We start from the raw sequence: 26,653 nt of genomic DNA on the forward strand, positions 1-26,653 counted from the left end.
TTTATCTGCACTACCGTTTTACCCGGACAGTCAGCGGGCCGATTCCCGACATTGCCCAAGAATTTCGCAAGAAACCAGTTCCCCCAAGAGCCACAAAGAAGGTAGGACACCGTGAACCCGGTAATCAAAAAATTCCAGTTCGGTCAGTCGACCGTTACCCTCGAGACCGGCCGTATCGCCCGTCAGGCCTCCGGCGCAGTATTGGTCACCGTTGACGACGACGTCAGCGTATTGGTGACCGTAGTCGGTGCCAAGCAAGCCGATCCAGGCAAGGGTTTCTTCCCTCTGTCCGTTCACTACCAGGAAAAAACTTACGCTGCCGGTAAGATCCCTGGCGGTTTCTTCAAGCGTGAAGGCCGTCCTTCCGAGAAAGAAACCCTGACTTCCCGACTGATCGACCGTCCGATCCGTCCGCTGTTCCCAGAAGGTTTCATGAACGAAGTGCAGGTTGTCTGCACCGTCGTTTCCACTAGCAAGAAGACCGATCCGGACATCGCTGCGATGATCGGTACCTCGGCTGCCCTGGCCATCTCCGGTATTCCGTTCGACGGCCCGATCGGCGCCGCTCGCGTCGCTTTCCACGAAAGCACCGGCTACCTGCTGAACCCGACCTACGAGCAGCAAGCTGCTTCGAGCCTGGACATGGTCGTTGCCGGCACCTCCGACGCCGTACTGATGGTTGAATCGGAAGCCAAAGAGCTGACCGAAGACCAGATGCTGGGCGCGGTACTGTTTGCTCACGACGAGTTCCAGGTGGTGATCAACGCCGTCAAGGAACTGGCCGCTGAAGCTGCCAAGCCAACCTGGACCTGGGCGCCTGCTCCAGAAGCCACCGAACTGCTGGGCGCGATCCGTGCCGAGTTCGGCGAAGCGATCTCCCAGGCTTACACCATCACCGTCAAGGCTGACCGCTACGCACGTCTGGGCGAGCTGAAAGACCAGGTCGTTGCCAAGCTGTCCGGCGAAGAAGGCCAGCCTTCTGCTGCTGACGTCAAAGCCGCTTTCGGCGAAATCGAATACCGCACCGTTCGCGAAAACATCGTTAACGGCAAGCCACGTATCGACGGCCGCGACACCCGCACCGTACGTCCGCTGAACATCGAAGTCGGCGTTCTGCCTAAGACTCACGGTTCGGCGCTGTTCACCCGTGGCGAAACCCAGGCTCTGGTAGTCGCGACGCTGGGTACTGCCCGTGACGCACAGCTGCTGGACACCCTGGAAGGCGAGAAAAAAGACCCGTTCATGCTGCACTACAACTTCCCTCCGTTCTCGGTGGGCGAGTGTGGTCGCATGGGTGGCGCTGGTCGTCGTGAAATCGGTCACGGCCGTCTGGCCCGTCGTTCGGTTTCGGCCATGCTGCCAGCCGCTGACGTTTTCCCGTACACCATCCGTGTGGTTTCGGAAATCACCGAATCCAACGGTTCGAGCTCGATGGCTTCCGTTTGCGGCGCTTCCCTGGCCCTGATGGACGCTGGTGTGCCAATGAAGGCGCCGGTTGCCGGTATCGCCATGGGTCTGGTCAAAGAAGGCGAGAAATTCGCCGTCCTGACCGACATCCTGGGTGACGAAGACCACCTGGGCGACATGGACTTCAAAGTAGCCGGTACCGCCAAAGGCGTTACTGCGCTGCAGATGGATATCAAGATCAAGGGCATCACCGAAGAGATCATGGAAATCGCTCTGGGCCAGGCCCTGGAAGCGCGCCTGAACATCCTCGGCCAGATGAACCAGATCATCGGTCAGTCGCGTACCGAGCTGTCGGCCAACGCGCCGACCATGATCGCGATGAAGATCGATACCGACAAGATCCGTGACGTTATCGGTAAAGGTGGCGCGACCATCCGTGCGATCTGCGAAGAAACCAAGGCCTCGATCGACATCGAAGACGACGGTTCGATCAAGATCTTCGGCGAAACCAAGGATGCCGCAGAAGCTGCTCGCCAGCGCGTTCTGAGCATCACTGCAGAAGCTGAAATCGGCAAGATCTACGTCGGCAAGGTTGAGCGCATTGTCGACTTCGGCGCATTCGTCAACATCCTGCCGGGCAAGGACGGTCTGGTGCACATCTCGATGCTGAGCGACGCTCGCGTAGAGAAAGTCACCGACATCCTGAAAGAAGGCCAGGAAGTGGAAGTGCTGGTACTGGACGTGGACAACCGCGGCCGTATCAAGCTGTCCATCAAAGACGTGGCAGCGGCCAAGGCTTCGGGCGTTTAATCAGCCCCCAGCTTTAGCGCAATGAAAATGCCCCGCCGTGAAAACGGCGGGGCATTTTTTTGTCTGCCATAAACGCATTTGTGGCGAGGGCGCTTGCTCCCGCTCGGCTGGGCAGCAGTCGTAAAAATCAGCCTCAGAAAGCATGGGGTCGCTGCGCAACCCAGCGGGAGCAAGCTCCCTCGCCACAAGTGATAATCAGCAGAAACATGCTCAAATTTGCCGCAGCCCGAGACCGGTGCTAGGTTTAGCCCACCGCCCGTGTAGCTCAGCCGGTAGAGCAGCGCACTCGTAACGCGAAGGTCGCAGGTTCGATTCCTGTCTCGGGCACCACTTCCCTTATTTCACTTTGCGGCTCAGATCCTCGACGGTTCGTTTGAGTTGTTCCATGGCGCGATCCTGATCGTTGATTTTCTGCTTCAGGCTGGAAATCTCGCTGCTGGCGGAATTCGAGCTCGAGCCGCTGTTGCGCTTGAGGTCTTCGACCTGGCGTCCGAGGGTGTCCAGTTGCCGGTCCTGATCCTTGACCTTGCTCTTCAGGTCATCGATTTCCTTGCTGCTGGAATTCGAACTCGAACCGCTGCTGCGTTTGAGTTCTTCAATCTGACGTGACTGATCGCGGACGGTATCGCGGATCTTTTGCAGTTCATCAATGCTGATATCGCTTTTGATGACAACATCCTTGCCGTAGTCATTGTGAATCAGCGAAACCTTGTCGCCATAGGATGAGCTGCTGTTGCTCAATTCAAGCGCCATGGCGCTGGCCGGCAACAGCATGGCGGCGAGCAAGGCACTGGCAGACACAACGGAACAAATCTTCGAAAAGCTGCGCATCACTGGTTTTCCTTGTGAACAGCAAGAGTGAGTGCTGAAGTGGCACATCGCTATGACTCAAAATCCGTATTTATGTTCCGCAGGTCAACTTTTTGTGCAAGAGATGTAAAGAGCCGTGTAATTCGTCATGCAAACGTCCTATATTCGGTGCCTGCATGAGCATCGCTTAGCAGTTTTCAGATGATCCCGAATGGTTCCGAAGGCCGGACAATCCGCGTCAGAGAGATCCTTGATGATCCAGATCCATCCTCCATTCTTACGATCAGCGAGAACGCCATGACCGAATTAACTCAAGAGCAACGTCACGAACAAGCGCTGGAGAAATACAAGCTCGACGCGCCCCAACTGCTGGAAGAGATCAAGGACCTGAGTCCTGATGAGCAGAAGGACCAGATCCAGTGGGCGTTCGAGGACGAAGCCGAGGCCCAGGGCTTGCAGCCGTGGGAGTTGACGCTCAAGTACACCAGCACCCCTGAAGAGTTTGAGGCCAAGCGTCTGGAACTGCACAAGGAGGCGGCCGAAGTGTTGGGCGTCGATTGGGAAGAGTACTGCGAGATGAACAATCTGGTGGTCTGAAACAAAAACGCCAGCCTTAACCGGGCTGGCGTTTTTTATGGCGTGAGGGCCTCAGAGGCTCAGACGCATCGACAGGTCCACTGCCTTCACATCCTTGGTCATCGCACCGATCGAGATGTAATCCACCCCGGTCTCGGCAATCGGCAGCAGCGTGCTTTCGTTGATGCCGCCACTGGCTTCCAGTTTGGCCTTGCCGCCGTTCAGGCGCACGGCTTCGCGCATGTCATCCAGGCTCAGCTCGTCGAGCATGATGATGTCGGCGCCGGCTGTCAGCGCTTCTTTCAGCTCTTCCAGACTTTCCACTTCGACTTCCACCGGTTTGCCCGGCGCGATCTTGTGCGCGGCGGCGATGGCCTGCGCAATGCCGCCGCTGGCGGCGATGTGGTTTTCCTTGATCAGGAACGCGTCGTAGAGGCCGATGCGGTGGTTGTGGCAGCCGCCGCAGGTCACTGCGTATTTCTGCGCCAGACGCAGGCCCGGCAGTGTCTTGCGGGTATCCAGCAGCTTGACCTGGGTCTGGGCCACGAAGTCCGCCAGGTACTGCGCACGCGTCGCCACGCCGGACAGCAGTTGCAGGAAGTTCAGCGCGCTGCGCTCGCCCGTCAGCAACGAACGCGCCGGGCCTTCCAGATGAAACAGCGGCTGATTGGGTTTGACCCGTTCGCCATCCCGCACCTGCCAATGCACCGCGACGCGCGGATCGAGCTGGCGAAACACCGTGTCGACCCACGCCGTGCCGCAGATGACGGCCTCATCGCGAGTAATAATGGTGGCTTTGGCCAGACGTTCGGCCGGGATCAGTTGCGCGGTGATGTCGCCGCTGCCGACGTCTTCGAGCAACGCGCGGCGCACGTTGGCTTCGATTTCGGCGGTCAGATCGGCGAGACGTAGATTCGGCATAACGGGCTCCACAAACTAAGTGCGCCGATTATAGGGGCATGGCGAGAGCCAACCCAAGGCGAGAACGCGCGTGGCAGACTGCAACTGGTCGATTTTCTGTGAGCAAAGCAGCGCTTCTCATGGTCACTGGAAGGTGTTGCAGGCATAGGGGAAACCCTGACGGCTATAGCGCCCGCGACAAGTTTTGCAAGATAATCCGCCTTGCATTTGACGTCATGGCTTTGACGCTGATGTGAGAGCAAGCCCGCTCCCACAGGGAATTGCGCGGTAACTGCCCAGTGGAATCACCGTTTCAGGAGGCTTGGATGCACAACGACGGGAATGTAGTGCCTTTGCACAAGGCCGCTACCGATCAGGCGAATCACTCGCCGCTCGCCCGCCTGCCTGTGATTCTGCTTCAGGTCCGCGACAAGGCGGCCCAGCAACTGCGCCACGGTTTGCAGGAGTTGTTCGATAACGCCGACGACACCCTGTTTGAAATGGCCGACCGGGCGCGCAACGATGTCGAACAGAACATCTTTTTCGAAGCCATGCGCGACCTGCGCCTCAAACGCAAAAACATCGAGCGCGGGTTTCTCGAACAATTTTTCGAAGCCTTCGTCGCCCTCATCCGGTACGACCCCGTTCAGCACACGTTGCCCGATTCGTTGATGTTCGAAGAGTCGGCACCGCGCACCGACGACATGGAGCGCAATGTAGCGGTCGAGACCATGGTCGGTCGGGTGCTCAAGCGTGACGGCTTTGCCCTCAATCAACTGACCGCGCGGCTCAACGTGTTGCTGGGCAAGAATTTCGACAACCAGCACAACCCGCTCGGGCCGACGATGCTCTGCGAGTTTTTTCTGCAAGCCGGGCGCAACCTGGGGGTGGAGATCAAGGTCAAGCTGATCTTGCTCAAACTGTTCGAACGCTACGTACTGGCCGACACCGAGCCGTTGTACGCCGAAGCCAATCAATTGCTGGTCGCCACTGGCGTGCTGCCCGAGTTGAAACCAGCACCTGCGCGTCGCGCGATCGAGCGTGCGGCAGCGAGCATCAGCAGCGAAGAAAGCGACGAGCCGGCTCCCGCCGACGAAGGTGTACAGGAAGTTTTCGCCGCGTTGCAGGAGTTGCTCCTGCACGTGCGCGGCAGCGTCGCGCCGACCCTGGAGCCGAGCGTCGCGACGCAGCCGATCAGTACCCGCGATCTGTTGCGCCTGCTCTCGCATCTGCAGCAATACGTCCCGGCGCTGGCGGCGCAGGATGACTTCGACCTGCGCAACCAGCTCGAACAATTGCTGACGCGGGTCAGCGTCAGGAGCGGCAAATCGCGCATCGTCGACGGTGCGGATGAAGACGTGATCAATCTGATTGCGATGGTCTTCGACTGCATCCTCGAAGACCCTAACCTGCCGGATTCGCTCAAGGCGTTGATCGCCCGTTTGCAGATTCCGATGCTCAAAGTGGCGGTGCTCGACAAAAGCTTCTTCAGCCGTGGCAGCCACCCGGCGCGACGCCTGCTCAATGAAATCGCCGATGCCGCCATGGGCTGGGGCGATTGCAGCGGCGAGGCGCGTGACAGTCTGTATCTGCGCATTGAACAAGTGGTGCAGCGCCTGCTCACCGAGTTCGTTGACGACCCGGCGATCTTCTCCGAATTGCTCGCAGACTTCCTCGCCTTCACCAGCGATGAGCGGCGGCGCAGCGAATTGCTTGAGCAGCGTTTGCGCGACGCCGAAGAAGGGCGAGCGAAAACCGAGTTGGCCCGGCAGCGGGTCGAGCAGGTGTTGAATCTGGCGCTGCTGGGGAAAGTCCTGCCGCCTTCGGTGGTAATGTTCGTGCGTGATGCGTGGAGCAAAGTGTTGCTGCTGACGTGCCTCAAGCATGGCGACCAGTCGGCTGAATGGCAGGCCGATGTACAGACCATGGAACAATTGATCTGGAGCGTGCAGCGTCATGACGAGGCGGACGCCGGTCTGCGATTGCTGGCGCTGGTGCCCGGTTTGCTCAAATCATTGCGTGATGGCCTGAGCAGTTCGGCGTTCGATCCGTTCGCCACCAGCGAATTTTTCAGCGAGCTGGAAGCGTTGCATGTGCGGGTGCTTGAGCCCTCATCCGAGCCGCCGCCGGCCGATGCGCCGGCGCTGGTTGAAGTGTCGCAGCACATTACCCTGCGCAGCGCTGATGAGGGCGCGATCGGCCTGAATGCCAGTGGCCTGGCGCATGACGACCCCGGCCTGCGTCAGGTGGAGCAACTGCGTCTGGGCAGTTGGGTCGCCTTTCAGGAAGACGACGAGCACAGCCTGCGCTGCAAGCTCGCGGCGGTCATCGAAGCCACCGGCAAATACGTGTTTGTCGATCGTACCGGGATGAAAGTGCTGGAGCGCAGCCGCATCGACCTGGCCCTTGAATTCCGCCGGGGCGCGGTGCGGGCGCTGGATGACACCTTGCTGTTTGATCGGGCGCTGGAGTCGGTGCTCGGCAATCTGCGGCGCCTCAATCGCGGCAAGTGATCGCGCGCCGGGGGCCGATCACGGCATACTGGGCGCCAACACAGTCGGCGTTGAAGGAATCGGTATGCAGTTGGATCCCGCTAGCGGGTGGTGTCACGGGGTGCAGGTCTGCCCATCGCCCAACTTCAATGAACGCCCTGCGGGCGAAATCTCCCTGTTGGTGATCCACAACATCAGCCTGCCGCCGGCGCAGTTCGCCACCGGCAAGGTGCAGGAATTTTTCCAGAATCGTCTGGATGTCACCGAGCATCCCTATTTTGCAGGGATTGCCGACTTGCGCGTCTCGGCGCATTTTCTGATCGAACGTGACGGCCGCGTCACCCAGTTTGTCTCCTGTCTGGAGCGGGCGTGGCATGCGGGCGTGTCGATGTTCGAAGGCCGGGAAACCTGTAACGATTTTTCCGTGGGCATCGAGCTCGAAGGCACCGATGATCTGCCCTTTACCGATGCGCAGTATCAGGCGCTGATCACGCTGACGCGTCAGCTGCAAACCGCATTTCCGGCCATCACCGGCGCCCGTATCTGCGGGCACAGCGACATCGCACCCGGGCGCAAGACCGATCCTGGCCCGGCATTCGACTGGGCGCGTTACCGCGCAGCCCTGGCACAAGAGGAAGGACAATGAGTTTTCTGGTGTTACTGCTGGCGGTCTGGATCGAGAAGTTCTCGGCCTTGCGCCATCGGGTTCAACGCGATGGCGGATGGATCCGCGAGCTGCACAAACTCGAAAGCAGCCCACGATTATCGAATCGACCGTGGCTGGTGCTGACCATTCTGGTGTTGCTGCCGGTGGCGCTGCTCGGCTTGTTGCTGCTGGTACTGGAACCCGTCGCGTACGGCTTGTTGGCCTTGCCGGTGCATTTGGTGGTGGTGATTTACGCCTTGGGCCGCGGTGATCTGCTCGGAGGGCTCGGGCCGTTCCGTGACGCCTGGCGGCGTGAAGACCTGCAAGCGGCCGCGCATGTGGCCAAGCGTGATCTGGATATCTGTGCCGACAGCGGTGAGCAATTGCTGGAACAGGTCCAGAGTCACTTGCTGTGGCAGGCCTATCAGAGCTTCTTCGCGGTGATTTTCTGGTACTTCGTGCTCGGTCCGGTCGCGGCGCTGGCTTATCGCTTACTGGCATTGGCGGAAGAAAACAGCCAGAACCCGGCGCTCGCCGAACGTGCCGGCCAGTTACGTCACGCCTTTGACTGGTTGCCGGTGCGCCTGCTGGCTGCCAGCCTTGCACTGGTCGGCAACTTCGTCGCGGTCAGCCGGGTGATGTTGCACGAGCTGTTGAACTGGAACATCAGCGCCGCGCATCTGATCAACAAGGTCGGCCTGGCAGCAGGCGAGATCCCGCCGCCGGTGGTCGGCCCTGAAGGTATCAATACCCTCGATTGCCTGTGGGAACTGCTGCTGCGCGCGGCGGTGCTGTGGTATGCCGGGTTTGCCTTGTGGACGGTGCTGATTCACTAAGAAATCCAAGTAAACACTTTGTGGCGAGGGAGCAAGCTCCCTCGCCACAGTGGTCTTTGTCTCGCCCTGAAGTCGTTAACCTTAAGTTACAAAACCTCCCGCCGATTTGAGCTATACAGAGACAGCGCCCGATAGTGGCTATCTGCTTTCGCCCCGCGCCTGCCAATAAAAACAAGAAAAACCAAGGGAGACTTCCAGTGAAGAGCTTGCTCTATCCCGCCGTCTCGCTGATGAACCGTCTGAGCTTCGGCATGAAGTTCAGCCTGATCAGCGTGCTGTTCCTGGTGCCGATGCTGGTGACCAATTTCTACCTGGTGCGCGATTCCTACCGCGAATTCCAGGGCACCCGGGTCGAATTGCAGAGCCTCGATCTGCTGGGCAGCAGCCTGAGCCTGCGCCGGGATCTGGAAACGCTGAATAATCTGGTGCAGATCAACGTTGTCCTCGGGCAGTCCGGCAAGGCCGACAACCTCGAGGCGCAGATCAGCAGCCTGGAGCAAGCCGTGCTGGCGCGCTTGCAAGGTCTGCAGGCGATGACCGACGATCCCGTACAGATCAAACTGTTCGACGGCAAACGCGATGAGATGATCAGCGCGTTCAAGGCCCAACAGGTGGAAAGCTCCCTGCAAAGCAAAAGCGCAATGATCGGCAAGCTGCTCGGCAACGCGCAGATTTTCAGCCAGATCATCGCCAGTCAGGCCGGTTTGAGCCGTGACAACCAGAGCGACATCCGCCAGCTCAGCGAGCTGCTCACCACTATCACTCCGGCTGTGACGCAGACTCTCGGCGAAGGTCGGGCCATCGGTTCGTATTCGTTGGGGCAGGGTTTTCTCAACAGTTCGTCGAGCAGCCGTTTCGACGAGTTGCTGGCGCAGATCGAAAAGCTCCAGGCTGAATACGCGCTGAAACTGGCAGACGCCCTCGACTCCAGCCAGGCTGCGCGCGCCAGCCTCAGTGTGCCGTCCGACAGCAGCAAGACCTCGCTCAAACAGGCCAGTGAACTGTTTGAAGCAAAAGTCGTGGTGGCTGAGACCCTCGATACTCCGTGGCAGACGTTTTACGACCAAGTCACCGGGCTGATGGCGCAGACCTACCAGCTCAATGACGCGACCTTGAAATTTCTCGATACCCAACTGCAACAGCGCCTGGCGCAAAACCGCACGCACATGGTGTTGCAGGCGGTGGCGTTGTCGGTGGTGTTCGTGCTGATTTTCTATCTCTACGCGGGTTTCTACGCCTCGACCCGCACCACGCTCAAGCGTTTGGGCGCGATGATGGACAAGGTCGCGGCCGGTGACATGACGGTCAATTTCAAGGCCAGCAGCCGCGATGAACTCGGCGAGCTGGGTGAGGTGTTCAACGGCACCGTAAGGAAGATCCACGACCTGATCGAACGGGTCGGCCATACGGTGGCCGAGGTCGAGCGCCAGGCCGGGCAGGTAGAAAATGTCTCCGCGCAAAGCAATCAGGCGGTGGCCGGGCAGCGCACGCAGATCGAGCAAGTGGCGACCGCGATGAATCAGATGTCGGCGACCTCGCTGGAAGTTGCACGCAGCGCGGCGGCAGCGGTGAGCAGTGCGCACAGCGTCAACGATGAAACCGTCAGCGGCCGCACACTGGTGGAGTCGCAGCAGGGCAGCATTGCCGCGCTGGCCAGCGAGATCGACCAATCGGTGCTGGTGATCAATCAGTTGGCCAGCGACAGCCAGTCGATCAGCCGCGTGCTGGAAGTGATCAAGAGCATTGCCGAGCAGACCAATCTGCTGGCGCTTAACGCGGCCATCGAAGCGGCCCGTGCCGGCGAGCAGGGCCGTGGCTTCGCCGTGGTGGCAGATGAAGTGCGTACGTTGGCCAAGCGCACTCAGCAATCGACCGAAGAAATCGAACAGATGATCGCCAAACTGCATGGCGGCGTCGGCGCGGCGGTGAAAGCCATGGGCGTCAGCCATCAGATGGCCAACGGCACGGTCGGGCAGTCGGAAAAGGTCCAGCAGGCATTGGAAAACATCCTGGGGGCGGTAGGCATGATCGTCGATCAGAACCAGCAGATCGCCGCTGCCGTGGAGCAGCAGACCGCCGTCGCGCATGACATCGACCAGAACATCGTCGAGATCAACCGCGCCGGTGAACGCACGGCCCAAGGTGCGCATCAGACCGAGGACGCCAGCCGGGCATTGTCGGCGCAGGTGGTGGAACTCAAACAGCTGATCAGTGCGTTCCGCGTCTGAATCATGCCGCGCCCCCTTGGCAGAAAACCTGTAGGGAGGGGATTCATCCCCGATGGGACGCGCAGCGTCCCGCCCCAAGCCTGTAAGTGATCAGGGACCGCTGCGCAGTCCATCGGGTATGAATCCCCTCACTACATGCTCATTCCAACAGGGGGAGCAGGGCAGATGTCAGAACATTTTGTAATGCATTGATACTTACGCGTGTAAGCCAATTCCTGTTTTCTTTCGACGGCTGGCTTTTCGTCATTAATGAGCCAGTATCCGAGTTCCGCTGATTGCGTCGAGGAGGCCGCTCATGTCCGTTGCAACCCTGGGAATCCAGGGCCGTTGTGCTCATTGCCAGACCCTACAGGTACTCAAACCCTGGCAACTCAACGCCATCGCAATCAACGAACCGTTCACCTGCGCACACTGCGAGAAAGCACTGGAGCTGCGCTGCCCTAAACAGATCAAACGCTTCAAGTCCCTCGATTCGCTGGGATTGCTGCGCTTCAGCGCGTCGGTAACCGTGTGCACTGCGCTGCTGGTGGCGTTGGTCATGGAATGGATCGGGCTGCTCAGCGTGACTGAACAGTTGAATGCGTCACTGATCGTGCTTTTCGCGTACTTCGCGCTGCTGCGTTTTTTTCACCACCGTCAGCACATGACCCTGATCCTCGACGCAGCCAGAGCGCATGCGAACCGACTGTAGGAGCTGCCGAGTGAAACGAGGCTGCGATCTTTTGATCTTGTTTTGAGGGCGAGGAGCAAAAGATCGCAGCGTGCCGCAGCTCCTACAGAAGGCGTGTTACCAACCGAATACTTCGCAGCTGTTGGCAGTGCTGGCAGCGGCCAGTTGTTCCGGGCTGATGTTCATCAACTCGGCGAGCGCCGCACAGATCGCCGGCAAGTGTGCCGGTGTATTGCGTACGCCGGGAAACATCGCCGGGGCCATGTCTGGCGAATCGGTCTCGAGCACGATCGAATCCAGTGGCAGATCCGCCAGCACGCGATGCATGCGCAACGCCTGCGGCCAGGTTGGCGCGCCGCCCAGACCCAGTTTGAACCCGAGTTTGATGTATTCGCGTGCCTCTTCGCGGCTGCCGGCGAAGGCGTGGATGATCCCGGCGCGTTTGAGCTTGAAGCGCTTGAGCGTGGCGATTACGGCTGCGTGGCTGCGGCGGACGTGGATCAGCGCCGGCAAATCGAAGTCTGCCGCCAGTTGCAGTTGCGCGTCGAACAGCGCTTGCTGGCGTTCGCGGTCGAGGGTTTCGATGAAATAATCCAGACCGATCTCGCCCACCGCACACAGTTGCCGATGGCCGCGCAGCCGCGTCAGCCAGTCACCGAGTGCGCGCAGGTCTTCGGGTCGATGCTGATCGAGGTACACCGGATGCAGACCGAACGCTGCATACAAGTCGGCATCGCTCTGCACCAGATCCCACAGCCGTTGCCAATTGCCCTGATAAACCCCCAGCACCACCATCCGCCGCACGCCGAGAGCGCGGCTTTCGGCGAGCAACGCCGCGCGATCGGCGTCGAAGTCGGGGAAGTCGAGGTGGGTGTGGCTGTCGATCAGCTCCACGGCTCAGTCCCGGTGAATACGCTGCTTGAAGGTCCGCGCGATAGCCTGCACGCCAGGCTTGTATTCGGCTTGCTCAACCGCAGCCAATGCCAGCTCCAGCGCCTTGTCGGCGATCAACTGATGTTGCTGGGCCATGGCGTTGACCGGCAATGGCAGGAAGTCGAGCAACTGCGTGTCACCGAAGGTGCCTAGGCGCAGCGGACGGGATTTGAGCGGGAAGTCATGCAGCGCATCGAACACGCCCTGCAGCAGCACGTAGGAGGTGGTCACCAGTGCATCCGGCAAATGCCCCAGACGTTGCAGGAGTTCTTCCATCAGTTGCTTGCCGCATTCGCGGCTGAAGGACTCGGCGTGCTCGATCAGCACTTCGCCTTTGAAGTCGAGCAGTGCCTGCTTGAAGCCGGCCGCACGTTCCTGACTGATGCTCAGCTCCGGACGTGCGCCGAGCAGCACGATCTGTTTTGGCTGCGGGGCGAGCAGGCTCTGAGTCAGGTGCAGGCTGGCTTCGCGGTCGTCACTGATCACCGAGCAGAAGTGCTCGGGTTCCATGACCCGGTCGATGGCGATGATCGGCAGACCCTTGGCCTGCAACTGGCGATAGCTGTCGTCACCGGCCGGCAGGCAACTGGCGACAATCAGCGCATCGCAGCGGCGCGCCTTGAACAGTTGCAGCAACTGGCGCTCGCTGTCCGGCGCGTCGTCGGAGCTGGCGATCAGCAACTGATAACCCCGCGCGCGCGCGCCTTGCTCGAGCAGTTTGGCGATCCGCGCATAACTGGGGTTTTCCAGATCCGGCAGAATAAAGCCCAACGTGCGCGTGTGCCGACTGCGCAACCCGGCCGCTTGTGGATTGGGGGTGAAGCCGTGCTGTTCGACGACCGCACGCACCCGCTCGACCGTGGCGTTGCTGATGCGTTGCTGTTCGGCCTTGCCGTTGATGACGTAGCTGGCGGTGGTCACGGACACTCCGGCCAACCGCGCGATATCACTGAGTTTCAACCCGGTATTTCCTTGTTTTTTCGAGCTTGCCGCGACATTTTCGCCAATCCTACCCGATTCAGGCAGACGACTATTGTCGCAGCGCATCCGACAAGTTGGACTTCAAGGATGAGACATTATCGAGTAACGTGCCGATCAATCTAGATTAAACGTTTCAGCAAGCGTATTTTCTACGTTTTAGACGCCTTTGGCCGGTTCTGCCGTGAAACCGCCAAAACGGCCGCTGAAAAGCAGGCTGACCAGCGCCTAAGCTGTGACCATTCAAAACAATATCCTGGCGCATCCATGTGCCAAAAAGGAGATCGCATGCTCGAGCTCACTATAGAGCAGATATCCATGGGCCAATCGGCTGTGGATAAACCCGCCGCCCTGCAATTGCTCGCCAATCATCTGGTGGCCGATGGCCTGGTCGCCGATGGCTACCTCGCCGGCTTGCAGGCCCGGGAAGCCCAGGGCTCGACCTTTCTCGGCCAGGGTATTGCCATCCCCCACGGTACGCCCGAGACCCGCGATCAGGTGTTCGCCACTGGCGTGCGGCTGATGCAGTTTCCCGAGGGCGTGGATTGGGGTGATGGCCAGATCGTGTATCTGGCGATCGGTATCGCTGCCAAATCCGACGAACACCTGCGCCTGCTGCAACTGCTGACCCGCGCCCTCGGCGAGACCGATCTGGGCCAGGCCCTGCGTCGCGCCAGCTCCCCGCAAGCGTTGCTGAAACTGCTGCAAGGTGCGCCGCAGGAACTGGCGCTGGATGCGCAGATGATCGGCCTCGGGGTGTCGGCTGACGATTTCGAAGAACTGGTCTGGCGTGGCGCGCGTCTGCTGCGGCAGGCCGATTGTGTGAGCAACGGATTTGCCGGCGTGCTGCAACAAGTCGAAGCGCTGCCGCTGGGCGATGGCCTGTGGTGGCTGCACAGCGAGCAGACCGTGAAGCGCCCGGGCCTGGCCTTCGTCACCCCGGACAAGCCGATGCGTTACCTCGGCCAGCCACTGAGCGGTCTGTTCTGCCTGGCCAGTTTGGGTGAGGCGCATCAGGCGCTGCTCGAACGTCTGTGCGCGTTGTTGATTGAAGGTCGCGGCCATGAGCTGGGCCGTGCCACCAGCAGCCGCAAAGTCCTCGAAGTGCTCGGTGGCGAACTGCCCGCCGACTGGCCGAGCGCGCGTATTGCCCTGGCCAATGCCCACGGTCTGCATGCACGTCCGGCGAAGATCCTTGCGCAACTGGCGAAGAGTTTTGACGGCGAAATCCGTGTGCGCATCGTCGACAGCGCGGACAGCGCCGTGTCGGTGAAAAGCCTGAGCAAACTGCTGAGCCTCGGTGCGCGGCGTGGTCAGGTGCTGGAGTTGATCGCCGAGCCGAGCATCGCCGCCGATGCCTTGCCTGCATTGCTGGCCGCTATCGAAGAAGGCCTCGGTGAAGAAGTCGAACCGCTGCCGGCCGTGAGCCAGCAACGCGAAGTCATCACCGATATTGCCGAGGTGCTGATCGCCCCGGCGTCCGGCGCGCAGTTGCAGGCGATCCCTGCTGCACCGGGCATCGCCATTGGCCCAGCGCACATTCAGGTGCAACAGGCTATCGATTACCCGTTGCGCGGCGAGTCCGCCGCCATCGAGCGCGAGCGCCTCAAGCAAGCGTTGAGCGATGTGCGCAGTGACATCCAGGGCCTGATCGAACGCAGCAAGGCCAAGGCGATTCGCGAAATTTTCATCACCCACCAGGAAATGCTCGACGACCCGGAACTGACCGACGAAGTCGACACTCGCCTCAAGCAAGGCGAAAGCGCCGAAGCGGCGTGGATGGCGGTGATCGAAGCGGCAGCCAGACAACAGGAATCGCTGCAGGACGCGTTGCTCGCCGAGCGGGCGGCGGATCTGCGTGATATCGGTCGCCGGGTGCTGGCGCAACTCTGCGGCGTACAGACGCCGAACGAGCCGGAGCAACCGTACATTCTGGTGATGGACGAGGTCGGCCCGTCGGACGTCGCACGGCTGGATCCGGCGCGGGTAGCGGGGATTCTCACCGCGCGCGGCGGCGCCACGGCGCACAGTGCAATCGTCGCCCGTGCATTGGGGATTCCAGCGCTGGTCGGTGCGGGCGCAGCGGTGTTACTGCTGGAACCGGGCACGCCGCTGCTGCTGGACGGCCAGCGCGGTCGCCTGCACGTCGACGCCGATGCTGCGACCCTGCAACGTGCCGCCGAAGAACGCGACACCCGTGAGCAGCGCCTCAAGGCTGCCGCCGAACAACGGCATCAACCGGCGCACACCAGCGACGGTCACGCCGTGGAAGTGTTCGCCAACATCGGTGAAAGCGCCGGCGTTACCGCTGCGGTCGAGCAGGGCGCCGAAGGTATTGGCCTGCTGCGCACCGAGCTGATTTTCATGGCCCACCCGCAGGCACCGGACGAAGCCACTCAGGAAGCCGAATACCGCCGCGTTCTCGATGGCCTCGCCGGTCGGCCGCTGGTGGTGCGCACCCTTGATGTCGGTGGCGACAAACCGCTGCCGTATTGGCCGATCGCCAAGGAAGAAAACCCGTTCCTCGGCGTGCGTGGCATTCGCCTGACGCTGCAGCGTCCGCAGGTCATGGAAGCGCAGTTGCGCGCCTTGCTGCGTTCGGCGGACAACCGGCCGTTGCGGATCATGTTCCCGATGGTCGGCAGCGTTGAAGAATGGCGTCAGGCCCGCGACATGACCGAACGCCTGCGCCTGGAAATCCCGGTCGCGGACTTGCAACTGGGGATCATGATCGAGGTGCCGTCCGCCGCGTTGCTGGCGCCGGTGCTGGCCAAGGAAGTCGACTTCTTCAGCGTCGGTACCAACGACCTGACGCAATACACCCTGGCCATTGACCGTGGTCATCCGACGCTATCGGCCCAGGCTGACGGCCTGCACCCGGCGGTGCTGCATCTGATCGACATCACCGTGCGCGCCGCGCATGCCCATGGCAAATGGGTCGGTGTGTGCGGCGAACTGGCGGCGGATCCGCTGGCGGTGCCGGTGCTGGTCGGCCTCGGTGTCGATGAGCTGAGCGTGTCCGGGCGCAGCATCGCCGAGGTCAAGGCGCGCATCCGCGAACTCAGCCTGAACCAGGCGCAAACCCTTGCTCAACACGCCCTCACCGTGGGCAGCGCGAACGAAGTGCGTGCATTAGTGGAGGCCCTGTAATGGCCAAGATTCTCACCCTGACCCTCAACCCGGCGCTGGACCTCACGGTTGAGCTGTCACGCCTGGAGGCCGGTCAGGTCAACCGCAGCGACGAGATGCACACCCATGCCGCCGGCAAGGGCGTGAACGTCGCCCAGGTACTCGCAGACCTCGGGCATCAACTGACGGTCAGCGGCTTTCTCGGCGAAGACAATCTGCAAGCCTTCGAAACCCTGTTCGCCAAGCGCGGCTTTATCGACGCGTTCATTCGCGTGCCGGGGGAGACGCGCAGCAACATCAAGGTCGCCGAGCACGACGGTCGCATCACTGACATCAACGGCCCGGGGCCGGTGGTCGACGCGGCGGCGCAGCAGGCGTTGCTTGAGCGTCTGCTGCGGATCGCTCCGGGGCATGATGCGGTGGTGGTCGCCGGCAGTCTGCCGCGTGGCGTCAGCGCGCAGTGGTTGCGCGAGTTGATCGAACGCCTGAACGGCCTCGGCCTGAAAGTCGCCCTCGACAGCAGCGGCGAAGCCTTGCGCGCGGCCATTGAAGCGCGCCCGTGGCTGATCAAACCGAACACCGAAGAACTCGCCGATGCGCTCGATTGCGATGTGGTTTCGCACGCCGCCGAAGCCCAGGCAGCGGCGTGCCTGCATGCCAAAGGCATCGAGCACGTGGTGATCTCCCACGGTGCCGACGGTGTGAACTGGTTCAGTGTCGGCTCGGCACTGCATGCCACGCCGCCGAAGGTTACGGTTGCCAGCACGGTAGGGGCCGGCGATTCGCTGCTGGCCGGCATGCTCCACGGTCTGCTCAGTGCCGACACGCCCGAGCAGACTCTGCGCACCGCCACGGCGATTGCCGCGATGGCGGTGACGCAGATCGGTTTCGGCATCAACGATGCGGCGCAACTGGCGCGGCTCGAACAGGGCGTGCGCGTGCGTCCCCTGACAGAACAATAAGAGGGTTTGTCATGAAATTAGCCATTGTCACGGCCTGCCCGAACGGCATGGTCACCAGTGTGCTGTGCGCCCGTCTGCTCGACGCGGCAGCTCAGCGTCAGGGCTGGAGCACCAGCGTTGAAGTGGTCGATGCGGCGCATCCGGAACGTGAACTGTCGGCCGCCACCATTGAGGCGGCGGAGTGGGTGCTGCTGGTCTCCACCGGTGACATCGACATGACGCGTTTTGTCGGCAAGCGCGTGTTCCGCATCGCCCCGGCGCAAGCGCTGCAGGATGTCGAAGCGGTGCTGCGCCGTGGTGCGCAAGAGGCCGAAGTTTACCTCGCCAGCGAAGCCGTCCCGGTTGCCGCTGCGCCACGTGCGCCACGCATCGTCGCCATCACTGCGTGCCCGACGGGGGTTGCCCACACCTTCATGGCGGCCGAGGCGTTGCAGCAGACGGCCAAGCGTCTGGGCTATGAACTGCACGTCGAAACCCAAGGCTCGGTCGGCGCGAAAACCCCGCTCAGCGCAACGGCGATTGCCGAGGCTGACGTGGTGTTGCTGGCGGCCGACATCGAAGTCGCCACCGAGCGTTTCGCCGGCAAGAAAATCTACCGCTGCGGCACCGGCATTGCCCTCAAGCAATCCGAAGCCACACTGAAAAAAGCCCTAGCCGAAGCTCAGGTGGAGAACGCTGCGAGCGACGGCAAGGCGCCGGCCAAGCAAGAGAAAACCGGCGTTTACAAACACCTGCTGACCGGTGTTTCGTTCATGCTGCCGATGGTGGTGGCCGGTGGGTTGATGATCGCGCTGTCTTTCGTCTTCGGCATCACCGCGTTCAAGGAAGAAGGCACGCTGGCGGCGGCACTGATGCAGATCGGCGGCGAGACCGCTTTCAAATTGATGGTGCCGCTGCTCGCCGGTTACATCGCCTACTCGATCGCCGACCGTCCGGGCCTGGCGCCGGGGATGATTGGTGGTTTGCTTGCCAGCACCTTGGGCGCCGGTTTCATCGGCGGGATCGTCGCCGGTTTCATCGCCGGTTATGCGGCCAAGTTGATCAGTCGTTATGTGGCGTTGCCGCAGAGCCTCGAAGCGCTGAAACCGATTCTGATCATCCCGTTGTTCGCCAGCCTGTTCACCGGTCTGGTGATGATCTACGTGGTGGGTAAACCGGTCGCCGGGATGCTCGCGGCGCTGACGCATTTTCTCGACAGCATGGGCACCACCAACGCGATTCTGCTCGGCGTGTTGCTCGGCGGCATGATGTGCGTCGACCTCGGCGGACCGATCAACAAAGCCGCGTATGCGTTCTCGGTGGGGCTGCTGGCTTCGCAGAGTTATGCGCCGATGGCCGCGACCATGGCCGCCGGCATGGTGCCGCCCATCGGGCTGGGCATCGCCACCTTCATCGCTCGCCGCAAGTTCGCCCAGACCGAGCGCGAGGCCGGTAAAGCGGCGCTGGTGCTGGGGCTGTGTTTCATCTCCGAAGGGGCGATTCCGTTTGCCGCCAAAGACCCGCTGCGGGTGATTCCGGCGAGCATCGCCGGCGGTGCGTTGACCGGCGCGTTGTCGATGTACTTCGGCTGCAAACTGATGGCGCCGCATGGTGGCTTGTTTGTGCTGGCGATCCCCAATGCGATCAATCATGCGTTGTTGTATCTGCTGGCGATTGTTGCGGGAAGTTTGTTGACGGCTGTTGTCTATGCGACGGTCAAGCGTCCGGAAGCCGTTGAGTTGGCGCTGGAACCCGCGAAGGCTTAACTGGCTCTACAAAACTCTGTGGGAGCGAGCTTGCTCGCGAAAGCGGTGTGTCAGCGAATAAGATTTCGACTGATAGGACGCATTCGCGAGCAAGCTCGCTCCCACATGGGTTGTGTGGTGTGTCTGGTGTCATTTCCGGGTCATGTGAGCGTGCTTAAGTTTTCCTTTTTTCAGGGAGAACACGCATGAGCGATTTCAACGTTGGTCGCCGACGGGTCATGCAGGTTGTCGGTGCCGGGCTGCTGATGCCGGGGCTGGCGCCGGCAGTGATGGCGTCGGTCAAGGATCGGCCGCAACTCACCGACGGCGTGCAGTCCGGCGACCTGCAAGGCGACCGCGCGATGATCTGGAGCCGCAGCGACCGTCCGGCGCGGATGGTGGTCGAGTGGGACACCCGCAGCCAGTTTCGCCACCCGCGCCGTGTCGTCTCGCCACTGGCTGATGCGCGCACCGATTTCACCGCCCGGGTTGAGCTGACCGGGCTGCCCGCCGATCAGGCGATTTTCTATCGGGTGTATTTCAAGGACGCACAATCCGGCGTCGCCAGCGAGCCGTGGCTCGGCCATTTGCGCAGCGCACCGAAGGCGCGACGCAACATCCGTTTCGTCTGGAGCGGTGACACGGTCGGCCAGGGCTTTGGCATCAACCCGGATATCGGTGGCATGCGCATCTACGAATCCATGCGCCTGCGCCTGCCGGACTTCTTTATCCACAGCGGCGACACCATCTACGCCGACGGCCCGGTGCCGGCGCAAGTGACCACCGAAGGCGGGCGGATCTGGCGCAACCTCACCACCGAAGCCAAGAGCAAAGTGGCGCAGACCCTCGACGACTATCGCGGCAATTACCGCTACAACCTGATGGATGAAAACATCCGCCGCTTCAACGCTGAAGTACCGCAGATCTGGCAGTGGGACGACCACGAAGTGGTCAACAACTGGTCGCCGGGCAAGCAGCTCGACGAGCGTTATCAAGAGAAAGATATCCACACCCTGGTCGGCCGTGCGCGCAAGGCCTGGCTGGAATATTCGCCGATGCGTTTGCAGGCGGCCGATGGCGGTGGGCGGATTTATCGCAAGCTCAGCTACGGGCCGATGCTCGACGTGTTCGTGCTCGACATGCGCAGCTATCGCGGCGCCAACGACGACAACCTTGGCGCGGCCAAACCGTTCCTCGGGCGCGAACAACTGGACTGGCTCAAGCGTGGCTTGAAGCACTCCAAGGCGCAGTGGAAGGTGATCGCCGCCGACATGCCGATCGGCCTCGGCGTGCCCGACGGCGAGGTCAGCCCGGGCGTCGCACGCTGGGAAGCGGTGGCCAACGGTGATCCCGGCCCGGCGCAAGGGCGTGAACTGGAAGTCGCCGAACTGCTCGGTTTTCTGCGGGCGCAGCACGTGCGCAATTTCGTGTTTCTGACCGCGGACGTGCATTACTGCGCGGCGCATCATTACCACCCGGATCGCGCGGCGTTTCAGGATTTCGAACCGTTCTGGGAATTTGTCGCCGGGCCGCTGAATGCCGGTAGTTTCGGGCCTAATCCGCTGGACAAGACCTTCGGGCCGGAAGTGGTGTTCCAGAAGGCCCCACCCACGCAGAACGCTTCGCCGTTTGCCGGGTTTCAGTTTTTTGGCGAGGTGAATATCGAAGGGCAGAGCGGGGAGATGAGTGTGGTGTTGCGGGATTTGAATGGGGTGGCGGTGTTTGAGCAGAAGTTGCAGCCAGTTTGAAGATCAAAAGCAACCCTCACCCCGGCCCTCCCAAAATGTCGGACCGCTTGGAGGGTGAGGGTGTTTTTCGATTCGCGGCAATTCTTGTGATTTGCTCCAGTACATCATCCATCTGCTGCATTACTTCGAGATTACTGAATCGCACAACTTCAATGCCCTGACGTTCCAGGAAAAGCGTCCGACGTTGATCGTGGATCAAGCCCGCTATTTCATAGTGTTGACCCCCATCCAGCTCGATCGCCAGTTTCAGCTCTACGGAGTAAAAATCCAGGACATAGGGCGGACATGGAAACTGCCTGCGGAATTTCAGATTCGCGACTTGGCGTGAACGAAGTTTTTGCCAGAGTAATTGTTCGCAATCGGTTTGGCTGCTGCGTAACTGGCGGGCAAACTGAGCGAGAGTGAGGCGATTTTGCATGCTTCACGATCCTTGTGAAGTGGCTGGAAATCTCACTGTAGACGAGGACCTTCACCCCAGCCCTCTCCCGGAGGGAGAGGGAGCCTACGGAGTTGTATCGAGTTGTACATCGACCTGAAAGACCGAGTCGATTACGGATTCGGTACATCACCTTCAGGTCGGCGTATTTATCCGGCATCCCCCAATCAGTCCCCTCTCCCTCCGGGAGAGGGTTAGGGTGAGGGGCTCTTTGGCTGAGTCAGTACACGTCGCGGCGGTAGCGGCCCTGTTCGATAAGGCGTTCGACTTCGACGCTGCCGAGGATGTCGTTGAGTGCCTGATCGACGCCAGCGGCCATGCCCTGAAGGCTGCCGCAGATGTAGATCACCGCACCGTCGGCCAGCCACTTTTTCAGCTCTTCAGCGGATTCGCGCAGGCGATCCTGGACGTAAATCTTCTGCGCCTGATCCCGTGAAAACGCCAGATCGAGTCGCGCCAGATCGCCATTGATCAACCACTCTTCCAGCTCCGCGCGGCAGAGGAAATCATGCTCGCGATTGCGCTCGCCGAACAGCAGCCAGTGACGCTGCTGACCGTCGGCGATGCGTGCCTTGAGCAGGCTGCGCAGCCCGGCGAGGCCGGTGCCGTTGCCCAGCAGAATCATCGGCACCGGTTGGTTCGGCAAGTGGAAACCGCTGTTGCGCCGCACGCGCAGGCTGATGCTGCCGCCCACGAGCGCATGCTCGGTCAGCCAGCCGGAACCGATGCCCAGGCTGCCATCGCTGTGTTGCTCCTGGCGCACGATCAACTCCAGCACACCGTCAGCGGCAATCGAGGCGATCGAGTATTCGCGCATGGCCAGCGGCACCATTGCGTCCACCAGCGCTTGCGCATGCAGGCCGACCAGATGCGCGCGATGCTCGGGCAGTTGGCGCGAGGCGAGGGCGACTTCCAGCGGCTCTTCCAGGCCGTTGATCGTCACGCGGGTTTCGCCGCGAATGCCGAGGCCGTCGAGGAAATGTTCGACCGCCCATGCGCAATTGCGTGGCAGCACCTCTACCAGATCCCCGGCCAGCCAGCTGCTGGTACTCGGCGCCTTCAGGCCCAACAGGTAAACCGGCGCGCCGCTGCTGTCGGGATTCATCAGTTCGCGGCTGACCAGCGTCCAGTTGTCGTAGCTCGGCGCTTGCCAGGTGTCGACCGGCGCTTGCCCGGTGATCAGGCCGAGCTGCGTCTGCCAGTGACGCAGGGCGTACGGGTCGCCGCTGTCGACTTCGACCGGAGCGAACAGGGTCTTGCCGCCGTGATCGCCGAGCCACTGATGCAGGCGTCGGGCGAAGCCGCAGAAGTGTGGGTACTGGCGATCGCCGAGGCCCAGCACCGCATAGTTCAAGCCGTCGAAGCTGGCAGCGGTGCGCAGCACTTTGCGTTCGAAACCGCGTGCGCTGTCCGGTGCTTCGCCGTCGCCGAACGTGCTGACCACGAACAACGCATTGCTCGATTCACGCAGATCCTCGGCGCTGACGTCCGCCAGCGGCTGCACCTTCACCGGCAACCCGGCGGCCTGTAATTGCCCGGCGGTCTGCCATGCCAGTTGTTCGGCAAAACCACTCTGAGTGGCGAAACCCACCAGCCATGCCGGTGCATCGCCGGCCGGAGCCTGAAGACCTTTGCGCGCGTCCTGAATCTGTTTTTTCTTGCGCCGGCGGTCCAGATACAGCAGCCATCCGGTGATGAAAAACAGCGGCATGCACACCGCCGCGAGGGTGACGATGATCCTTCCGGCCAGACCGAAATAACTGCCGACGTGCAGTGCGTAAATGCTGGTCAACAGCTGTGCCTTGAAGCTCTTGTCGGCGTAGCGGTCGACACGTTTGACGATGCCGGTGGCCGGGTCGAGGGTGATCTGGTTCAGCGCGCGATCATGCGGCGAGCTGTCGAGCAGGTAGAACACGGTCGCCGGTTGCCCCGCCACTGGCGGCATGCGGATGTTGTAGGCGGACAGGCCCGGGCCGGCAGCGCTGTAGATGCTGCTCCACATCGCCGCGTAGTCGGCCGTCGGTGCCGGGCCTTCCGGCGCCGGGCCACGACCGCCGCGCATGCGCTCGTTTTGCGGCGCATCGGAAAGCAGTCTGGTCAGACCTTTGTTGTACCACTCGTACGACCAGGACAACCCGGTCAACGCCAGCAGCAGATACACCAGCAGACACCAGGTGCCGGCCACCGAGTGCAGATCCCAGTTGAAGCTGCGGCCCTTTTTCTGCCAGTCGAGGGTCAGCCACACGCGCCAGCTGTTCCACTGGCGCGGCCAGCGCAGGTACAGCCCGGAGAGGCAGAAGAACAGCAGGATCAGGGTGCAGGCGCCGGTGATGTTGCGCCCGGTATCGCCCATGGCGAGGAAGCGGTGCAGTTGCAGCATCAGACCGAAAAAGTCCTGGCCCACCGCGTCGCCCATGAACTCGCCGGTGTACGGATCGAAGTAGCGCATCTCGCCGCGACGTTCGCCTTTGGGCGGGGTGAAGTAGACGCGCGCGGCGTTGCCGCTGTCGGTTTCGACCCAGAGCATGCCGACTTTCTTGCCGGAGCTTGCTTCGATGTGTTCCACCAGCTCGACCGGGGGCAGGACGCCAGCGACCTGTTTTTCCACCTGCAACACCGACGGGTTCAGCGCCCGCAGGATTTCGTCCTGGAACGAATAGGCGGCACCGGTAATGCCCATCAGGGCCAGCACCAGCCCGGCAGTGATGCCGAAAAACCAGTGCAACTGGAACAGGGTTTTCTTCAACACGTCGCTCGCCTTGTCCGTTCGAAAATTGTCATCACGGCGCGCATTATGCCGTGGGTTGTCGAGAGCTTCTTTGATTACGCACAAAGGCCCCGTTCAATGGATGAACGGGGCCAAGCCTTGCGGCGCAGACCTTGTGGGAGCGAGCCTGCTCGCGAAGACGTCGTGTCAGTCAGCCTCTACTTGACTGACCCACCGCTTTCGCGAGCAGGCTCGCTCCCACAGGTTTCCACATCGGTCAGAAGTGGAAGTTGGTGCTCAACAGCGCCGTACGGCCCGCCGCCTGGTTGGCGAAGTGGGTCGAGAAGGCTTTGTCGTAGTAGACCTCGTTGGTCAGGTTCTGCACGTTGAGTTGCAGGTCGACGTTCTTGCTCAGCTTGTAGGCGGCCATCGCGTCGTAACGGACATAGGAATCGACCATCGTGGTGTTGGCCACGCTGCCGTAGACGTCGTCGACGTAGAACGCGCCGCCACCGAGGGTCAGCTTCGGCGTGACCTGATAAGTGGTCCACAGGCTGGCGCTGTTTTTCGGCGTGTTGGGCAACTCGTTACCGTTGTTGATTTTGTTGGCTGGCAGGTCACCACCGTCCACCTGTTCGCTGTCCATGTAGGCGTAACCGGCGAACACTTGCCACTTGTCGGTGATCTTGCCGCTGGCCGACAGCTCGATACCTTGCACGCGGGTCTTGCCGGCGTTCTCGTAGGAGGTGGTGTCGACTTGTACGCGAGCGTTTTCTTTCTCGGTGCGGAACACGTCAGCGGTCAGCGACAGGCGATCGTTCAACAGATCCCACTTGGTGCCGATTTCGTAGTTCTTGGTGGTTTCCGGCTCCATGTCGCTCTTGAGCAGGTTGCCGTTGCGATCCGGGGTGCCGCCTAGCGGGTTACCTTCCTGACCTTCACCGAGGGTGTTACCCGGTGGCGTCGCGGAGGTCGCGTAAGAAGCGTAGATGCTGCCGTTTGGCGCCGGTTTGTAGACCACGCCGAACTGACCGGTGACGAATTCGCTGGTGTCATCACCCTTGGCGGTGGTGGTGCCGGCGTTGTTGTAGGTCTTGTAGTCGGTGTCGAAGTGGTCGTAACGCAGGCCCATGTTCACCAGCCACTGCTCGGACAACTCCAGGGTGTCGAACGCATACAGCGCGTAGGTGTTGGCCTTGGTGTCGGTACCAGCGTAGTTGCGCGAGATCGCGCCGTTCCACGGATCGTTCGGGTTCGGATTCGACAGCGAGGTGCAGTTGTAGCCGCTCGATGCGCCAATCATCGACGGGGTGCAATTGGTGGTCGCGGCGCTGGTGCGCGGCGTGGTGTCGGTGTTGACGTTGTACGAGGACTTCTGGCCTTCCTCGCGGGTGTATTCGACACCGGTGGAGAAGCTGTTCTTGAAACCGGCGACGTAGAAATTGCCGAACAGATCAGTCTGGTTGGTGGTGGTCTCGGTGTTGCTGACCCGCGTGTTGGCACGGCGCCAGACGCTGCCATTGTTGACGTTGCCCTTGCTGTCGTCCGGCTGAGTCAGGATGTAATCCTGCATGCTGGTGCCGTGGCGCAGGGTGTTCTTGATGGTCAGCGAATCGCTCAGGTCATGCTCGATGGCGAAAGTCGCGGTGTCGGTGCGGCCCTTGCGGAAGTCGCGATCCAGACCGTAGAAGTTGCTGTGATCGCCACCGGCATACGGCTTGTCCGGGTTGGACTTGGTACGTGCCGCCGAACCACCGGCCGGAATGGTGTAAGGAATGCCCGAGTCCGGGGTGTCGTTGCTTTCCAGATGGTAGTAGTCCAGGTTGACCCGGGTGTCGGTGCCCAGGCCAAACGCCAGGGACGGCGCGATGCCCCAACGGTCGTAGTCGACCTTGTCGCGACCGGCGACATTGCTCTCGTGGCTCATCAGGTTCAGGCGGCCGGCAGCGGTGTCACTGAACTGGTAGTTGCCATCCAGCGTGTAACGCTGGGTCTGGTCGGAACCCCAGGTGAAACCACCGTCGAACGAGTTGCCCAAGTGTGCTTTTTTGCTCACCAGGTTGATGCTGCCACCGGCCGCGCCGCGACCGCCGATGGCCGAATTCGGGCCTTTGCTGACTTCAATGTTTTCCACAGCGAAGATTTCGCGGCTCTGCGAACCGGTGTCGCGCACGCCGTCGAGGTAGGTGTCGCCCTGGGCGTCGAAGCCACGAATGAACGGGCGATCGCCCTGCGGGTTGCCACCTTCACCGGCACCGAAGGTGATGCCCGGCACGGTGCGCAGCGCGTCCTGCATGTTCAGGGCGCCGGTGTCTTTCAGGACTTGTTGCGGGATGACGGTGACCGAGCGCGGGGTATCGACCAGCGGCGCGGTGTACTTGGGCGAGGAGGCTTTTTCGACCTGGTAGGACGTCGAGTCCTGCGCTTCGCCGGTGATGGCGGTAGCGTCCAGGGCGATGGCATTGCCGGAGGCTTTGCTGTCGGTCTTTTCTGCGGCGAAGACCATGTGGCCGGCGGAACCGGCGGTGATGGCGACACCAATGGCCGAAGCAAGCAAGCGTGGTGAACTGACCGGCAATTGTGCGTGTTGACGTGACATTTTTATTCCCCTCCCCAAGGATTTGAGGTCGCGGAATATAGGGTAAACGGGTATTCGTATCA

At 61.3% G+C, this 26,653-nt stretch carries 18 protein-coding genes and 1 tRNA gene; 12 read left to right on the forward strand and 7 right to left on the reverse strand.

Annotation, left to right across the window (positions count from 1 at the left end; translation table 11 throughout):
• Positions 1-111: 111 nt before the first annotated feature.
• Together pnp and OC71_RS07965 are read left to right on the forward strand one after the other, a co-directional pair.
• Entirely contained in the window at positions 112-2,217 is a 2,106-nt protein-coding gene (gene pnp, locus OC71_RS07960; protein ID WP_007961443.1) for a polyribonucleotide nucleotidyltransferase, read from the forward strand.
• 254 nt (positions 2,218-2,471) lie between these two features.
• Positions 2,472-2,547 (forward strand) — tRNA-Thr (locus OC71_RS07965).
• Positions 2,548-2,553: 6 nt separating this feature from the next.
• Here the strand turns inward: OC71_RS07965 and OC71_RS07970 are convergent.
• Positions 2,554-3,048 carry a hypothetical protein gene (locus OC71_RS07970; RefSeq protein WP_041066814.1) on the reverse strand — a complete coding sequence of 165 codons (495 nt, stop codon included), beginning with the start codon at positions 3,046-3,048 and terminating at the stop codon, positions 2,554-2,556.
• Positions 3,049-3,324: 276 nt separating this feature from the next.
• Between OC71_RS07970 and OC71_RS07975 the strand changes: the two genes are divergently transcribed.
• Entirely contained in the window at positions 3,325-3,624 is a 300-nt protein-coding gene (locus OC71_RS07975) for a DUF6388 family protein (RefSeq protein WP_041066817.1), read from the forward strand.
• Between the two features lie 51 nt (positions 3,625-3,675).
• On the opposite strand, the gene nadC is transcribed toward OC71_RS07975, so the two are convergent.
• Positions 3,676-4,524 carry a carboxylating nicotinate-nucleotide diphosphorylase gene (gene nadC, locus OC71_RS07980; RefSeq protein WP_027610785.1) on the reverse strand — a complete coding sequence of 283 codons (849 nt, stop codon included), beginning with the start codon at positions 4,522-4,524 and terminating at the stop codon, positions 3,676-3,678.
• A 305-nt stretch (positions 4,525-4,829) separates the two neighbouring features.
• On the opposite strand from nadC, the gene OC71_RS07985 reads away from it, so the two are divergent.
• From OC71_RS07985 to OC71_RS08005, 5 genes are all read left to right on the forward strand, one after another.
• Positions 4,830-7,016 (forward strand): DUF1631 domain-containing protein, encoded by a 2,187-nt coding sequence (locus OC71_RS07985; RefSeq protein WP_041066820.1) that lies wholly within the window; start codon positions 4,830-4,832, stop codon positions 7,014-7,016.
• Between the two features lie 64 nt (positions 7,017-7,080).
• On the forward strand, positions 7,081-7,641 hold the full coding sequence (gene ampD / locus OC71_RS07990; RefSeq protein ID WP_041066823.1) for a 1,6-anhydro-N-acetylmuramyl-L-alanine amidase AmpD: 561 nt from the start codon (positions 7,081-7,083) through the stop codon (positions 7,639-7,641).
• The gene (gene ampE, locus OC71_RS07995; RefSeq protein WP_041066826.1) at positions 7,638-8,477 is read left to right on the forward strand and encodes a regulatory signaling modulator protein AmpE; all 840 of its coding nucleotides are present in this window, start codon (positions 7,638-7,640) and stop codon (positions 8,475-8,477) included. Before ampD ends, ampE begins: the two co-directional genes overlap by 4 nt.
• A 197-nt stretch (positions 8,478-8,674) precedes the next feature.
• Positions 8,675-10,705, forward strand: a complete 2,031-nt coding sequence (locus OC71_RS08000; RefSeq protein ID WP_041066829.1) for a methyl-accepting chemotaxis protein — start codon at positions 8,675-8,677, stop codon at positions 10,703-10,705.
• Positions 10,706-11,000: 295 nt separating this feature from the next.
• The gene (locus tag OC71_RS08005) at positions 11,001-11,396 is read left to right on the forward strand and encodes a hypothetical protein (RefSeq protein WP_041066832.1); all 396 of its coding nucleotides are present in this window, start codon (positions 11,001-11,003) and stop codon (positions 11,394-11,396) included.
• Positions 11,397-11,492: 96 nt separating this feature from the next.
• Here OC71_RS08005 and OC71_RS08010 read toward each other — a convergent pair whose 3' ends face one another.
• Both OC71_RS08010 and cra read right to left on the reverse strand, forming a co-directional pair.
• Positions 11,493-12,269: a TatD family hydrolase gene (locus OC71_RS08010; protein WP_041066835.1), complete on the reverse strand. Its 777-nt coding sequence runs from the start codon at positions 12,267-12,269 to the stop codon at positions 11,493-11,495.
• 3 nt (positions 12,270-12,272) lie between these two features.
• The gene (gene cra, locus OC71_RS08015; protein WP_041066838.1) at positions 12,273-13,268 is read right to left on the reverse strand and encodes a catabolite repressor/activator; all 996 of its coding nucleotides are present in this window, start codon (positions 13,266-13,268) and stop codon (positions 12,273-12,275) included.
• Positions 13,269-13,574: 306 nt separating this feature from the next.
• Between cra and ptsP the strand changes: the two genes are divergently transcribed.
• From ptsP to OC71_RS08035, 4 genes are all read left to right on the forward strand, one after another.
• Positions 13,575-16,436 (forward strand): phosphoenolpyruvate--protein phosphotransferase, encoded by a 2,862-nt coding sequence (gene ptsP, locus OC71_RS08020; RefSeq protein ID WP_041066841.1) that lies wholly within the window; start codon positions 13,575-13,577, stop codon positions 16,434-16,436.
• Positions 16,436-17,377, forward strand: a complete 942-nt coding sequence (pfkB, locus tag OC71_RS08025; protein ID WP_041066844.1) for a 1-phosphofructokinase — start codon at positions 16,436-16,438, stop codon at positions 17,375-17,377. Before ptsP ends, pfkB begins: the two co-directional genes overlap by 1 nt.
• Positions 17,378-17,388: 11 nt before the next feature.
• Positions 17,389-19,122 (forward strand): PTS fructose-like transporter subunit IIB, encoded by a 1,734-nt coding sequence (locus tag OC71_RS08030; protein ID WP_041066847.1) that lies wholly within the window; start codon positions 17,389-17,391, stop codon positions 19,120-19,122.
• A 185-nt stretch (positions 19,123-19,307) separates the two neighbouring features.
• Positions 19,308-20,849: an alkaline phosphatase gene (locus tag OC71_RS08035; RefSeq protein WP_041066850.1), complete on the forward strand. Its 1,542-nt coding sequence runs from the start codon at positions 19,308-19,310 to the stop codon at positions 20,847-20,849.
• 16 nt (positions 20,850-20,865) lie between these two features.
• Here the strand turns inward: OC71_RS08035 and OC71_RS08040 are convergent, their stop codons facing one another.
• The 3 genes from OC71_RS08040 to OC71_RS08050 form a co-directional block, all read right to left on the reverse strand.
• Positions 20,866-21,267: an endonuclease domain-containing protein gene (locus OC71_RS08040; RefSeq protein WP_041066854.1), complete on the reverse strand. Its 402-nt coding sequence runs from the start codon at positions 21,265-21,267 to the stop codon at positions 20,866-20,868.
• A gap of 238 nt (positions 21,268-21,505) precedes the next feature.
• On the reverse strand, positions 21,506-24,034 hold the full coding sequence (locus tag OC71_RS08045; protein WP_041066904.1) for a sulfite reductase flavoprotein subunit alpha: 2,529 nt from the start codon (positions 24,032-24,034) through the stop codon (positions 21,506-21,508).
• Between the two features lie 235 nt (positions 24,035-24,269).
• Positions 24,270-26,591 (reverse strand): TonB-dependent siderophore receptor, encoded by a 2,322-nt coding sequence (locus tag OC71_RS08050; protein WP_041066857.1) that lies wholly within the window; start codon positions 26,589-26,591, stop codon positions 24,270-24,272.
• Positions 26,592-26,653: the final 62 nt, after the last annotated feature.

It is taken from the genome of Pseudomonas sp. W15Feb9B (assembly GCF_000828175.1).
Lineage (GTDB): Bacteria > Pseudomonadota > Gammaproteobacteria > Pseudomonadales > Pseudomonadaceae > Aquipseudomonas > Aquipseudomonas parakoreensis.

Excerpts from the sequence above, each read along its gene's own strand:
- OC71_RS07970 (WP_041066814.1), bottom strand. The coding sequence starts at position 3,048 with ATGCGCAGCTTTTCGAAGATTTGTTCCGTTGTGTCTGCCAGTGCCTTG.
- OC71_RS07975 (WP_041066817.1), top strand. The coding sequence starts at position 3,325 with ATGACCGAATTAACTCAAGAGCAACGTCACGAACAAGCGCTGGAGAAA.
- nadC (WP_027610785.1), bottom strand. The coding sequence starts at position 4,524 with ATGCCGAATCTACGTCTCGCCGATCTGACCGCCGAAATCGAAGCCAAC.
- OC71_RS07985 (WP_041066820.1), top strand. The coding sequence starts at position 4,830 with ATGCACAACGACGGGAATGTAGTGCCTTTGCACAAGGCCGCTACCGAT.
- ampD (WP_041066823.1), top strand. The coding sequence starts at position 7,081 with ATGCAGTTGGATCCCGCTAGCGGGTGGTGTCACGGGGTGCAGGTCTGC.
- ampE (WP_041066826.1), top strand. The coding sequence starts at position 7,638 with ATGAGTTTTCTGGTGTTACTGCTGGCGGTCTGGATCGAGAAGTTCTCG.
- OC71_RS08005 (WP_041066832.1), top strand. The coding sequence starts at position 11,001 with ATGTCCGTTGCAACCCTGGGAATCCAGGGCCGTTGTGCTCATTGCCAG.
- ptsP (WP_041066841.1), top strand. The coding sequence starts at position 13,575 with ATGCTCGAGCTCACTATAGAGCAGATATCCATGGGCCAATCGGCTGTG.
- pfkB (WP_041066844.1), top strand. The coding sequence starts at position 16,436 with ATGGCCAAGATTCTCACCCTGACCCTCAACCCGGCGCTGGACCTCACG.
- OC71_RS08030 (WP_041066847.1), top strand. The coding sequence starts at position 17,389 with ATGAAATTAGCCATTGTCACGGCCTGCCCGAACGGCATGGTCACCAGT.
- OC71_RS08035 (WP_041066850.1), top strand. The coding sequence starts at position 19,308 with ATGAGCGATTTCAACGTTGGTCGCCGACGGGTCATGCAGGTTGTCGGT.
- OC71_RS08040 (WP_041066854.1), bottom strand. The coding sequence starts at position 21,267 with ATGCAAAATCGCCTCACTCTCGCTCAGTTTGCCCGCCAGTTACGCAGC.
- OC71_RS08050 (WP_041066857.1), bottom strand. The coding sequence starts at position 26,591 with ATGTCACGTCAACACGCACAATTGCCGGTCAGTTCACCACGCTTGCTT.